The sequence below is a fragment of the Vibrio gazogenes genome, from assembly GCF_002196515.1.
Classification (GTDB): Bacteria; Pseudomonadota; Gammaproteobacteria; order Enterobacterales; family Vibrionaceae; genus Vibrio; species Vibrio gazogenes_A.
Window position 1 is genome coordinate 2,785,327 of the sequence record NZ_CP018835.1, and the last position, 12,082, is coordinate 2,797,408.

The following is a 12,082-nucleotide window of genomic DNA, read 5'->3' on the forward strand; positions in this document are numbered from 1 at the left end:
TGAGCGTCGAATGGGATGTATATAACAAAGCCGGCTCAGGCAGATGGTGCGCCAGGGGTGGTTTTTTTTAAATATTTGGAAAGAAAAGGGCCAGTCACGGATTGCTTGTCATCTCTTATGTCAGCAGGTTTCCCCTGATAGATGATCTTACCGCCGTATTTTCCGGCTCCCGGTCCCATTTCAATGACATAGTCAGCAGCCGCGATCATATCGAGGTTGTGTTCGACGACGATAAGCGTGAGCCCCTGATCGGCAAGAGTGCCAAACAATTGTATCAGGTGTTCTACATCTGCCATGTGAAGGCCTGAGGTGGGTTCATCAAGCACGTATATCCGGCTACTTAGCCCCAGTTCTTTTGCCAGTTTTAGTCGCTGCCGCTCCCCCCCCTGATAAGGTTGAAAGCCGCTGTCCGATCTGTATATAGCCCAGCCCAACCTGTTCCATACGTGTCATCTTATCCTGAACCTCTGGCTTGTTATCAAACAGACGGTGAACCTCGGGGACACGCATGCGCATCACCTGATCAATCGTGTATCCTTTGACCCGGATCGAACGAGCCTCATCGTTATAACCAGAACCGTCGCAAACCTCACACACCGATTCAACGGTATCAAGGAAGGCCAAATCGGTGCGGACCATACCACGGCCTTTGCACATCGGGCACGATCCGGCAGCGTTATTGCTAAACAAGCCAACAGGTTTACCACTCTGGCGGGAAAATAAGCGGCGAATGTCATCCAGTACACCTAGATAGCTGGCAGGTGTCGAACGGGATGAGCCTCGAAGTTCAGTCTGGTCTATCACCACCACATCAGGGTGAAGTTTCGGCAATATCCGGTTCGTGAGTGTCGATTTGCCAGACCCCGCAACACCGACGACAACAGTCATGACGCCAAGAGGTATATCGGTCGATAGATCATGTACGTTAAACATCGATTGATGTTTGATACTGAACCAGCCGGATGGGGTTCGGGGCTCCTGATTGAGCGAATGCCGTTTGTGAAAGCTCTGTCCGGTTACCGTTTTGGTCTCTTGCAGCTCAGCCACTGTGCCTTGGTAGACGACTTCTCCTCCGGATTGGCCGGCTTGTGGCCCCATATCGATGACCTGATCTGCGATACGGATCAGGTCTGGATCATGCTCGACCATCAGGACGCTATTGCCTTTGTTTCGTAAGCGTATCAGCAGTTCCCCCAGATGATGAATATCACGTGCGTGTAGGCCGATACTGGGTTCATCGAAAATATAAGCGATACCGGCAAGGCTGCTGCCAAGATAGCGGATCATCTTGATTCTCTGTGATTCACCGCCCGATAAACCAGACGTTCCTCGATCCAGACTGAGATAATCGAGACCGATATCAATCATGCTTTCCAGCTTTTCAGTCATCGAAGACAGGACCGGGCGCATCTCCGGTTCGTTGATTGTATGTAAAAAATCCAGCAACTCATTTGCCTCCATGGCGGCACAGTCAGCGATGTGGAGTCCTGCGATGCGACAGGTCAGTATCGTCGGATTGAGACGGCCACCATGACATGCTGGGCAGGGACCGCTTTTCGTGACGAGGGACAGCGCCTCGCGCTCAACATTTGAAAGCTCACTCTCTTCGCGTTCCACAAATGAACGGCGCAGACGCGGTAGCACGCCTTCATAAGTTGTCGTTTTTGGCCAGCCTGGTTTCGGTGCCGTGACGGGAGTACCTTCTTCGACGGTCAATCGTTGCCACTCTTCATCGGTATAATGTTTAAGCGGTTTTGTGGTATCAAAGAATCCCGATAAGGCATAACGTTTCCAACGCCAGGAAGAGGGTTCAAATCCGGGAAAGCAGATGGCGCCTTCATCCAGCGAGTTCTCGCGATTGAACAAGGCACTTTCGTCTATCGTCCGCACCGTTCCCAACCCCTGGCACTGTGGACACATGCCATGTGGGTTATTGAACGAAAATAAGCTGGATTCACCGATATATGGTTTTCCGATGCGCGAGAAGAGTAGGCGTAGCAGCGCATAAATCTCAGTCACGGTCCCGACGGTGGAACGCGCATTGCCACCCAGTCTGCGTTGGTCAATCACAATCGATGCCGGTAAATTTTCCAGACGATCCGCATCAGGCTGACCGAAATGAGGCAGTCGGTTACGGACGAAAGTTGAATAGGTTTCAGCCAGTTGACGTTGGGACTCGGCTGCAATTGTATCGAACAAAAGTGACGACTTACCCGAGCCTGAAACCCCAGTGAAAGCAACGACTTGATATTTTGGGATATCGATGGTCACATTTTTCAGGTTGTGAGTTCTGGCCCGAACAATACGTATCGGTCGATCAGTCATGCTCACCGCTCTCGATCTGCAATCCCTTGATAGCTTTATGGCAGAGTTCAGCGAAGATCGCCTGTTCTCCTGAAGTCATCACTGATGCGACTAACTGGGCTGCCCCGTGTCGCTGCTTGGCTGCTCGTTCCATGAAAGCATTGCCCTGAGCACTTAACCGCGTCGCCTGAACCCGACCATCGTTGTCGTCTGATGTCTGCTCTACCAACTGCAAATCTTTGAGCACACGCAGTGCTTTTGACAGTTGAGTCCGGGAAATCCCGAGCCGAGTGCTTATGATCGACGGACGCAAAGCCCCGTTAACACGCAGTACCTCGAGCACATCATACTGTGCCCATGTTATGGATTCTGGTGTAAAGCGGTTACGGCGAGCGACTAATTCACATTGCAGCAGTGAGAGGGCTGCTTCCAGTTCTGAGATCTCTCCAGGTTTCATTTTTGAACCCAATATAGTTTCCTTTTGGAAATTATATGCAAGAGATTAATGATTAATCAAGGTTGTTTTTGCATGATATGGTTTCTAAATGGATATATTTTTCCAATAGGCATCTATTTTGTGAATGGACACATCGTGTATCAAGCATACAGATTGATAATGATGCTGACCTGCTCGTATCCAGCGGCAGTCCGCATGCCCTCATCCTTCATGTCTTTGGGGTGAGAACCTGCAAGCGAGCTTCGTGGCACGCGGTTTCGAGTTTGTTGGGTAAGGTGTCATCTGAAATCAAATAATGGAAATCCATCAGGTCGCCGATTTTATAGGTCGCGGCTTGGTTAATGGCTTTCTTTTCCACGATAAGATATCTTTTCATGCTTCTTTCCATCACGATGTTAGCGATATTCGAGACCAACATGTCTGAAGCGGTGACGCCAAATTTGTCGTGTACACCAGCGGATGAAATAAATACTTTCTGAAATATCATCGGTGTCAGGACATCATTGGACGCTGAAATAAACACATCATGGACAGGGTTATAGCTGCCACCTTGCAAAATTGCTTTGCAGTTCGGCTTATGCTTTAGCGCTAAGAAAACATTCATCGAAGCCGTCACCCCAGTAAACATCACATGATTCGGGATAGACCCAATAATGTCAGCATTGAGATCGCCGTTGTCGAAATACACCACATCATTCATCTCGATAAAATCAGAGACAATTGCTGAAATGTAGTTGTTCACTTTCACTGGGGGAAAAGCGTTCGCGGTGTTGGCTGTGTGATCGTCAGGAGATGGCGGAGAGGTTTCGTAGGATATGAATTCGAGACCTTCCTGAACGTCATCATGCACGATTGGATGACCACGGCGGATATATCCGCCGTAGTACTCGAGGGGAAAAGAATGGGCAGCGTTGGAGTTTAAATCTCGACGCACTGTCATTTCTGACACTTCTAAAAGACGGGCTATTTCTTTCAAGTGAATTTTATCGCTGTGCTTGAGGCACGCTTCAATTCGTCGAAGTCTTTCTAACTGCTTTGTAACCATGTTTCTCCATTTTCGGCCTTTTACGGCCGAAGGCTTCCTACTTTTAGTAATCATTAGTTGTTGGCGCTTGGCCTGAAACAATGCTGACACTGGCACTGGCACCAACGCGTGATGCACCGGCATCAATCATTGCTTGTGCAGCCTCTTTCGTACGGACACCGCCAGATGCTTTGACGCCCATTGTTTTGCCAACAGTATCACGCATTAACTTAATATGCTCAACAGTTGCACCACCAGTCGAGAAACCTGTTGAGGTTTTCACAAAATCAGCCCCGGCACGCTGACTAATGTTACACAGTTCAACGATTTGTTCGTTGGTTAACAGACACGTTTCAAAGATAACTTTGAGTAATTGTGAACCACATGCTTCTTTGATCGCTCGGATTTCTTGTTCAACGTTGCCCCAGTTAGCCGCCAACACATCGCTGATGTTGACAACCATATCGATTTCATCGGCGCCCAGCGAGATGGCATTTTGGGTTTCAAAAACTTTAACTGCCGTGGTGTTCGCACCTAATGGGAAACCGATCACTGTGCAGATCTTCACATTTGATGTTTCTAACCGCTTTGCACAATGCTCAACAAAACCGGGATTGACACAGACAGAGAAGAACTGATGTTGATGGGCTTCATCACATAATGTGTTGATTTGATTTGTGGTTGCGTTAGCAGATAGCAGCGTGTGGTCAATATAGTGATTCATAAGGTTACCTTGTACTTTCATTTTGAAAAAAGGGTTCGTGTTACATTAATAACACTTGAAAATATCAATGTTATTATATTTACATGAAATTGTGATCAAGTACGTGAATTATTATTTATTAATCAATATTAACATCATTAGGGTGATACAGATCGCAGTAAGTGTTCATCGAGATCGATTAATGTTAATTTCATAACATGAATGAGGAAGTACAAAATGAAAACAATTGCAGTTATCGGCTCGAATATGGTCGATCTCATTTCATACACAGAACGTATGCCAAAAGAAGGTGAAACATTGGAAGCGCCATCATTCAAAATGGGATGTGGTGGTAAAGGGGCAAACCAAGCTGTTGCAGCCGCAAAGCTGGGCGCGGATGTGGTGATGGTAACAAAAGTGGGTGATGACATGTTTGCCGACAATACCATCAGGAATTTTCAATCTTATGGCATTAACACCCAATACGTAAGTAAAGAGCCTCAAACATCGAGTGGTGTGGCGCCGATCTTTGTCAGCCCGACATCGCAGAATTCCATTTTAATCATCAAGGGAGCCAATGAATTTCTCAAGCCGGCTGATATTGATAAAGCAGAAAGAACACTGGTCGAATGCAGCCTGATTGTCCTTCAGTTAGAAGTGCCGCTTGAAACGGTTTATGCCGCGATCGAATTTGGTAACAAACATCACATTCCGGTGCTGCTAAATCCTGCTCCGGCGGTTCCTGAGCTGGACATTGAATATGCCTGTCGCTGTGATTTCTTTGTTCCGAATGAAACAGAGCTCGAAATCTTAGTCAATAAACCTGTTGAAACCGTCGAGCAAATAAAAGAAGCCGCAACGATCCTTCTGAATAAAGGATTGAACAACATTATTGTGACGATGGGGGAGAAAGGGGCCATTTGGTTAAGTAAAGATGGTAAAGACGTCTTTATCGAACCGACGCAAGTCAATGCAGTGGATACAAGTGGTGCAGGTGATGCGTTTATTGGTTGCTTCTCTCATTACTTCATGCAAACCCGTGATGTACAGCTGTCGCTGGAAAAAGCGTCGTTATTCGCTGCATTCAGTGTGACGGAGAAAGGAACACAGTTCTCTTATCCCAGCATTGAACAGTTTGAAGAATTCGAAACAAAACACACGAAATAATATCTTGGTCTGAAATAACAATTAAAAACAGGCTCATTTTTAAATGGGCCACATAATAACTGTCCTAAAAGGAACCCTACAATGATTAAAGCTAATGCCATCCAAGGATCCGATGGGTATTTGGATAAAACACCGATATTTCAATTTATATTATTGTCCTGTCTATTTCCATTATGGGGCTGTGCCGCTTCATTAAACGACATTCTAATTACCCAATTTAAATCTGTTTTTGAATTGTCGAATTTTGCAAGTGCATTAGTGCAAAGTGCTTTTTATGGCGGATATTTTTTAATTGCCATTCCTGCATCTTTAGTCATTAAAAAGTCATCCTATAAAGTTGCCATCATGATTGGTTTGTCACTTTATATTTTGGGATGCACTGCATTTTTCCCTGCCTCCCATATGGCGACTTACACGATGTTTCTGGCAGCGATTTTCGCCATTGCAGTCGGTTTGTCTTTTCTGGAGACCGCCGCCAATACCTATTCTTCAATGCTGGGGCCGAAATCGCACGCGATATTACGTCTGAATATCAGCCAAACCTTCTATCCTGTTGGTGCTATTGCCGGTATCTTGCTTGGTAAGTATCTGATTTTTCAGGATGGTGCGAGTCTGGAATCGCAGATGGCAGTGATGTCTGTGGATCAGATTCATGCGTTCCGACTGGAGATGCTTGAGCATACGTTGAAGCCATATAAGTATATTATCTTCATTCTTGTTGGTGTCTTCACTCTGTTTGCACTGACGCAATACCCGAAATGTAAAGTCGCACGACAAAGTGGTCATAAAGCGCCTTCGATTGGCAAAACGTTAAAGTATCTTTCGACCAATAACCGCTTTAAGAAAGGGATCGTTGCTCAGTTCCTGTATGTGGGAATGCAAGTCGCGGTCTGGTCATTTACGATCCGCCTGGCATTAGAGATGGCCGATATTAACGAACGGGCCGCATCCAACTATATGGTGTATTCGTTTGTGTGTTTCTTCATTGGTAAGTTCGTCGCCAATATTTTAATGACTCGGTTCTCGGCAGAGAAGGTATTGATCGCTTATTCAATCATTGGTATGGCGTTCCTGGCCTATGTGTCTTTAGGTCATGATTTTAGCGCTGTTTATGTGGCGGTTGGGGTCAGTATTCTGTTTGGACCTTGTTGGGCGACCATTTATGCCGGCACCCTGGATACGGTCGATAATGAATATACAGAAACGGCTGGTGCCGTTATCGTCATGGCTATTGTCGGGGCTGCTGTCGTGCCAGCAATCCAAGGTCTGGTTGCTGATATGGTTGGTATGCAATTATCGTTCTTGGTGAACTTTATTTGTTTTGGTTATGTTGGTTATTACTTTTTCGGTGAAATGAAAAATAAAAAAGCAAATCCAATACAACCTAAATTAGCCGAACAAACTCATTAATATAGAGAAGCCACTTTTATAGTGGCTTTCCTCTTCAGGAGATAAAATAATGTACATAATGCCTTTAGGTAAACATTTATTTAATCAACAAGAAGTCACATTCATTCAATCCAAACACTTTAAAGTTTCTGGTTTTAAATATAACTCTGGTATTGAAGCACTGAGAATAGAAAATGCCAAAGGTTATTTGGTTATTCTGCCTTTTATGGGCCAAATGATATGGGATGCTCAATTTCTCGGTGAAAACCTGTGTATGGAGAATATGTTCTCTGAACCAAAGCCAAGTTGTGAAGTTGTCGCCACGTATGGTTGTTTTGCGTTTCATTCTGGCTTGATCCGGAACGGCTGCCCTAGTCCTGAGGATGACCATCCCCTTCATGGTGAAATGCCATGTGCCAATATGGATAAAGCATGGTTAGAAATGGATGAACACCACATCACCATCAAGGGAGAATACGAGTATGTGATGGGGTTTGGTGATCATTATCTGGCATCACCATCGGTCTCGATTCAGCAAGACGCTTCCGTATTCGAGATAAAAATGAAGGTGCAAAACTTGGCCTCTGTGCCTATGCCGCTTCAATATATGTGTCATATGAACACGGCATATTTCCCAGATGCTGAAATGAAGCAGAATATTCCCGACAGTGCGGTAAAACTTCGTGAGTCTATCCCGAATCATGTCACCCCGACGGCACAATGGCTTGATTTTAATGAAATGCTCAAAACGCAGGCAAGCCCAATAGAACAACTCTCAACACCAGACATGTATGACCCTGAGATCGTGTACTTCATGGATAATTTATCGTTGTACACCGACAGGGCTCAGTTTGAAATGGCAATCGGAGGCGGTAAAACATTAATCACGCATTTTGATACCGCCATGCTCAATTTTGCGACGCGTTGGATTTTGCATAACGGTGATCAAAAAGTCGCAGCTTATGTCCTGCCGGCGACATGCCGGCCTGAGGGTTACTTGTCTGCTAAAAAGAGCGGCACACTGATTCATTTACAACCGCAGGAAGTCAGAGAGTTTGCTGTGACAACCGGGATCGTTCAATCCGATTGACCGACATCAGGAGGCGCTTTGTTTTTAAAGCGCCTATACAAGTTGTGTTTGTACGATGGCCAAGCAATACGGCCTGTATGAACACATACTGTATAAGCACTGGCATATGAACAGAATGAAGAGATACGTTGGCAATCTATCAATAAATTCAGTCAGCGTTGTTTAGACTCACTTTGCGCATAAACGACTAAACGCAGATGACGATTTTCATCGATGGTCAGAGACGTATGTTCAAACGTAACGACTTCGCCATCGACTCGGAAATCACGAGTCCCATCGCATGGTGCATGTACATCGTGCTGTTTCCACCAGGTATTAAAATCGGGTGACACTTTCTGTAATTCATCCACCAACGCTCGGATGTCGGTTTCTTGGTTAGCGCGCGCATAGTCACGGCGAAAACTCGATAGGATACGTGGCGCTTGAATATCCCAGTCGATAAACAGCGTTCGCAGAGCCGGCTCAGTAAATAACATCCACAAAAGGTTACGCCTGACAGGCGGATGTTGCCCGAAATGAAACAAATGATCGGCAGCGCTGTTATAAATGAGCACATCCCAACGTAGATTTAACACATAAGCAGGGTGTTGCGCCATGTCATTGATGAGCCGGCGTATCAATGCCGGCACTTCACACCATGTTTTGCCCGGCTCGGTTGGTGGGCGTTCATGAGCCAGCAAGAATAAATGCCTGCGCTCTGAGGCATCTAATTTAAAAACCTTCGCCAGATTATCGAGAAATGTCGCTGAAACACCGATATCGCGACCTTGTTCCAGCCATGTATACCAAGTTAATCCGACCCCAGCGAGTGCTGCGACTTCTTCTCTCCGTAAGCCCGGAGTTCGCCGTCGTCCGCTGCTCGGCAAGCCAACATCACTTGGCAAAAGACGCTCGCGCCGAGCGCGTAAAAAAGTGGCGAGTTCTTCGCGGGTTCGTTTCATGGTGCGCATGATTGGTCTCACTGACAATATCACTATTAGTAATAGCATAAAGTGTTAAATTGTAACTGTCTAACGAAGTTATAGAATGAGTTTTTTATTGCTTTGGAGACACACTATGAGTGCGAATTCTCACCTTTTGGCTATCAATCAAACACCTTCTGAATCGGCACCATGGCGCGGTTTATATGTATTGTTGCTCGCAGGTTTTGTCACTATTTTTGACTTATTTGTCGTTAATGTGGCAATTCCCAGTATGCAGAAAGGCTTGAACGCGAGCTTTGCCCAGATTGGACTCATCATCGTGGGCTATGAATTAGCCTTTGGTGTGTTGTTGATCTCTGGTGGCCGGTTAGGTGATATGTTCGGACGCCGCCGTTTGTTTATGATTGGTATGGCAGGGTTCACCCTGACTTCGGTTTGTTGCGGGCTGGCACCGAGTGCCGAGCTGCTTATTGGGGCGCGAGTATTACAAGGGGCTACGGCTGCGTTATTGTTTCCACAGGTGTACGCCTCGATTCGGGTTCACTTTCGTGGCGATGATAGTCGTCGTGCGTTTGGTTTATTAGGAATGACTCTCGGCATGGCGGCGATTGCTGCACAGGTATTTGGCGGATGGATGGTGCATGGTAATTTCTTTGACTTGGGCTGGCGCACTATTTTTCTGATGAATATTCCTGTCGGACTGTTCGCCGTAATGATGGCCCGGTTTATTCCTGAATCTCATGCCGAGCAACGGCCCGATCTGGATTGGTTCGGTGTGGCTTTGGTCAGTCTCGGGTTAGCACTGCTGCTTTTCCCTCTGCTTGAAGGAGCGGAAAAAGGTTGGCCCGATTGGAGTTTGTGGGCATTAGGTGGTGCGGTATTGATGTTGTTACTGTTCTATCGCCAGCAGGAACACCGAAGGAAGTTCGGTCAGTTACCGCTGGTGGATATGCAGCTTTTGTCTCAAGGACATTTTGCATTAGGAACACTTCTGATATTACTAGTTTATTCGACATCCAGCTCTTTTTTCTTGAGCTTTGCTTTGTTGGTACAGACAGGGCTTGGGATTGATCCATGGATAGCGGGCAGTATATTTGCACCGTGCAGTGTGGGTTTCGTGCTTGCTTCATTCATCGCACCCAAGCTGGTTGCCCGCTTGGGAACTTGTGCAATTGTCGGGGGCGCGCTGGTCTATGCTGTATCGATTGGTTTATTGATTTTACAGGTCTACGACGCGGGTGGCGATTTAGTTCCGGTTCGTCTGATTCCTATTTTATCGATTGTCGGATTCGGGCAAGGATTGATTATGACACCGCTTCTAAATTTGGTGTTGGGGGTTGTTCAGGAGCATCAGGCCGGGATGGCTTCCGGTGTGATTTCTACCGTTCAGCAAATTGGTGCAGCCTTAGGCGTTGCAGTGATCGGTATGCTGTTCAGTTCCGCCTTATCTGCCACTCATGAACCGATGAATCAGGCGAGTCAGTATGCATCCGCTTTTGTGACAGGAATGCTGTATAACTTTGGGGCAGCGCTCATGGTTTGCCTGCTATTGGTGATGTTGGTATCTATCCCTAAATCAGCCCGGTTGTCTTAGCATTCTCATGTCACAACATGTTGTGACATGAGAATGCACGAAAGGAACCATGATGCTGGTGGGGCAGAGAGCAGTGACTGCCCCTATTTCAATTGACATTAGCTGGCGGTGAAGGCTTGCCCTCGGGCAATATATCCCACCGCGTAAAGGTCATGCGCTTGGTAGGCGCTCAGCTCTGCGTGACGAATCCATGTGACCCTGATAGGTTGCCAAGCGTGGTAATTGATGCCTTGGACATCCGCCTGTTGGCTTGCATCATGGGTAATCGATGCAAATTGATGTTGCGCTGTGGGGGGCGTCGGGGGTTCATCAATAAACCAGGTTTCGACTTTTGGCCGGCCAAATTGCTCACACAGCGCTTTAAATCCCTCACTGTTAAGAAAGGCCATCATCGCATGGTGATCTTGCCAGACATAAAAGGGGGCATAGCTGTTTACCGGACTGTGGTACAGCGGCGCATCCTGACGCGCATATAAGTAAGCCTTGAAGACTAATCCCGGCCAATCATCTAATAAATAGCCCTTCTCTGTGATCCGTCGTTCGATGCGTGTCATGTCGTAATCAGCGGGGAGTACAAACTTATATTGCATTGCAATCATTATCATTTTCCTATCAATCGATGGCTGAAATACCGGAAGCAAAAGACCAATCTTCCGCATGATTAAATTGAATTATGACCATAATGTCTTCTTCATTGAGGGGAAGAGACTGAGTCAAGTGTTGATTGAGCGCTTGATATAAAGCTCGCTTTTGCTCACAGCTGCGCGGCTTTCCGGCAAAGATATGGAATAGAATTCCGGATTCACTGCGTTTTTTGTGCAAATTGGGGTAGTAGCCATCAAACACGATGTGCTGTGGCGCTTGCACATCAAAGATCTGAAAGCAGTCACGACTGGGGACATCAAAATGGGTTTCTAAGCACTGTTGTAAAATCGTCGAAATTTCCTGATGGCCTGTTTCAAACAAAGCCGGGGTGAGTGTAATTCGTGTTAAAGGCATCTGATTGTTACTCCGCTGGATGACATTGAGATTGGCTGGCATCGAGACGCTCAAGCGCCGAGGCGGCGACAGGCCAGCCGCCATAAAAAGCTAAGTGAGTGATTGCTGCACTGAGCTCTTCAGGGGTCAAGCCATTGGTTAACGCGCGCGTCAGGTGACCGGGTAATTGTTCCGTACGGTTGAGGACGACAAGCGCGGTGACTGTGATCAAACTGCGGTCTCTCTGGCTTAATCTGTCGTCCTGCCAAACTTGCCCGAATAATACTTCTGATGTGAGTTGATGAAACTGAGGCGCGAGCCGGGCGAACATCGCCATCAGTTCTGTTTCTTGGGAAGTCATCGATTTTCCTCGCTTGTTTCAATGGACGGGAAAATCATAAGTTGATTTATTGATACAAAAAATCAAAACTATTGGTATTAACTGTTTCGATT

At 46.5% G+C, this 12,082-nt stretch carries 13 protein-coding genes; 4 read left to right on the forward strand and 9 right to left on the reverse strand.

The features are described from left to right. Positions 1-35: 35 nt before the first annotated feature. From BSQ33_RS21825 to deoC, 5 genes are all read right to left on the reverse strand, one after another. The gene (locus BSQ33_RS21825; RefSeq protein WP_198298103.1) at positions 36-296 is read right to left on the reverse strand and encodes a hypothetical protein; all 261 of its coding nucleotides are present in this window, start codon (positions 294-296) and stop codon (positions 36-38) included. Between the two features lie 40 nt (positions 297-336). Further along, positions 337-2,325 carry an ATP-binding cassette domain-containing protein gene (locus BSQ33_RS12730; RefSeq protein WP_198298104.1) on the reverse strand — a complete coding sequence of 663 codons (1,989 nt, stop codon included), beginning with the start codon at positions 2,323-2,325 and terminating at the stop codon, positions 337-339. Continuing rightward, the gene (locus BSQ33_RS12735; protein ID WP_021020799.1) at positions 2,318-2,761 is read right to left on the reverse strand and encodes a MarR family winged helix-turn-helix transcriptional regulator; all 444 of its coding nucleotides are present in this window, start codon (positions 2,759-2,761) and stop codon (positions 2,318-2,320) included. Before BSQ33_RS12735 ends, BSQ33_RS12730 begins: the two co-directional genes overlap by 8 nt. Before the next feature lie 208 nt (positions 2,762-2,969). After that, on the reverse strand, positions 2,970-3,896 hold the full coding sequence (locus BSQ33_RS12740) for a DeoR family transcriptional regulator (protein WP_232471925.1): 927 nt from the start codon (positions 3,894-3,896) through the stop codon (positions 2,970-2,972). Further along, on the reverse strand, positions 3,850-4,509 hold the full coding sequence (deoC, locus tag BSQ33_RS12745) for a deoxyribose-phosphate aldolase (protein ID WP_088134225.1): 660 nt from the start codon (positions 4,507-4,509) through the stop codon (positions 3,850-3,852). The genes BSQ33_RS12740 and deoC overlap by 47 nt, the downstream gene beginning before the upstream one ends. A gap of 216 nt (positions 4,510-4,725) precedes the next feature. Here deoC and rbsK point away from each other — a divergent pair, with 216 nt between their 5' ends. The 3 genes from rbsK (at position 4,726) to BSQ33_RS12760 (ending at position 8,134) form a co-directional block, all read left to right on the forward strand. After that, on the forward strand, positions 4,726-5,655 hold the full coding sequence (rbsK, locus tag BSQ33_RS12750) for a ribokinase (protein WP_021020802.1): 930 nt from the start codon (positions 4,726-4,728) through the stop codon (positions 5,653-5,655). 81 nt (positions 5,656-5,736) lie between these two features. Beyond that, complete coding sequence (gene fucP / locus BSQ33_RS12755) at positions 5,737-7,065, forward strand: L-fucose:H+ symporter permease (RefSeq protein ID WP_088134226.1); 1,329 nt, start codon at positions 5,737-5,739, stop codon at positions 7,063-7,065. Between the two features lie 49 nt (positions 7,066-7,114). Beyond that, positions 7,115-8,134 carry an aldose 1-epimerase family protein gene (locus BSQ33_RS12760; protein WP_088134227.1) on the forward strand — a complete coding sequence of 340 codons (1,020 nt, stop codon included), beginning with the start codon at positions 7,115-7,117 and terminating at the stop codon, positions 8,132-8,134. 152 nt (positions 8,135-8,286) lie between these two features. On the opposite strand, the gene BSQ33_RS12765 is transcribed toward BSQ33_RS12760, so the two are convergent. Further along, positions 8,287-9,084 carry a helix-turn-helix transcriptional regulator gene (locus tag BSQ33_RS12765; RefSeq protein WP_088134228.1) on the reverse strand — a complete coding sequence of 266 codons (798 nt, stop codon included), beginning with the start codon at positions 9,082-9,084 and terminating at the stop codon, positions 8,287-8,289. Between the two features lie 106 nt (positions 9,085-9,190). On the opposite strand from BSQ33_RS12765, the gene BSQ33_RS12770 reads away from it, so the two are divergent. Continuing rightward, the gene (locus BSQ33_RS12770; RefSeq protein WP_088134229.1) at positions 9,191-10,651 is read left to right on the forward strand and encodes an MFS transporter; all 1,461 of its coding nucleotides are present in this window, start codon (positions 9,191-9,193) and stop codon (positions 10,649-10,651) included. A 98-nt stretch (positions 10,652-10,749) separates the two neighbouring features. On the opposite strand, the gene BSQ33_RS12775 is transcribed toward BSQ33_RS12770, so the two are convergent. From BSQ33_RS12775 to BSQ33_RS12785, 3 genes are read right to left on the reverse strand one after another with little or no spacing between them, the layout of a single operon-like run. Next, entirely contained in the window at positions 10,750-11,250 is a 501-nt protein-coding gene (locus tag BSQ33_RS12775; protein ID WP_021020807.1) for a DUF4865 family protein, read from the reverse strand. 13 nt (positions 11,251-11,263) lie between these two features. Beyond that, positions 11,264-11,650, reverse strand: a complete 387-nt coding sequence (locus BSQ33_RS12780; RefSeq protein ID WP_088134230.1) for a tautomerase family protein — start codon at positions 11,648-11,650, stop codon at positions 11,264-11,266. A gap of 7 nt (positions 11,651-11,657) precedes the next feature. Then, positions 11,658-11,990 (reverse strand): carboxymuconolactone decarboxylase family protein, encoded by a 333-nt coding sequence (locus tag BSQ33_RS12785; protein WP_088134231.1) that lies wholly within the window; start codon positions 11,988-11,990, stop codon positions 11,658-11,660. Positions 11,991-12,082 lie beyond the last annotated feature (92 nt).

Bases quoted from the DNA above. Each gene is read 5' to 3' on its own strand.
- BSQ33_RS21825 (WP_198298103.1), bottom strand. From the start codon at position 296: ATGGCAGATGTAGAACACCTGATACAATTGTTTGGCACTCTTGCCGAT.
- BSQ33_RS12730 (WP_198298104.1), bottom strand. From the start codon at position 2,325: ATGACTGATCGACCGATACGTATTGTTCGGGCCAGAACTCACAACCTG.
- BSQ33_RS12735 (WP_021020799.1), bottom strand. From the start codon at position 2,761: ATGAAACCTGGAGAGATCTCAGAACTGGAAGCAGCCCTCTCACTGCTG.
- deoC (WP_088134225.1), bottom strand. From the start codon at position 4,509: ATGAATCACTATATTGACCACACGCTGCTATCTGCTAACGCAACCACA.
- rbsK (WP_021020802.1), top strand. From the start codon at position 4,726: ATGAAAACAATTGCAGTTATCGGCTCGAATATGGTCGATCTCATTTCA.
- fucP (WP_088134226.1), top strand. From the start codon at position 5,737: ATGATTAAAGCTAATGCCATCCAAGGATCCGATGGGTATTTGGATAAA.
- BSQ33_RS12760 (WP_088134227.1), top strand. From the start codon at position 7,115: ATGTACATAATGCCTTTAGGTAAACATTTATTTAATCAACAAGAAGTC.
- BSQ33_RS12765 (WP_088134228.1), bottom strand. From the start codon at position 9,084: ATGCGCACCATGAAACGAACCCGCGAAGAACTCGCCACTTTTTTACGC.
- BSQ33_RS12770 (WP_088134229.1), top strand. From the start codon at position 9,191: ATGAGTGCGAATTCTCACCTTTTGGCTATCAATCAAACACCTTCTGAA.
- BSQ33_RS12775 (WP_021020807.1), bottom strand. From the start codon at position 11,250: ATGATTGCAATGCAATATAAGTTTGTACTCCCCGCTGATTACGACATG.
- BSQ33_RS12780 (WP_088134230.1), bottom strand. From the start codon at position 11,650: ATGCCTTTAACACGAATTACACTCACCCCGGCTTTGTTTGAAACAGGC.
- BSQ33_RS12785 (WP_088134231.1), bottom strand. From the start codon at position 11,990: ATGACTTCCCAAGAAACAGAACTGATGGCGATGTTCGCCCGGCTCGCG.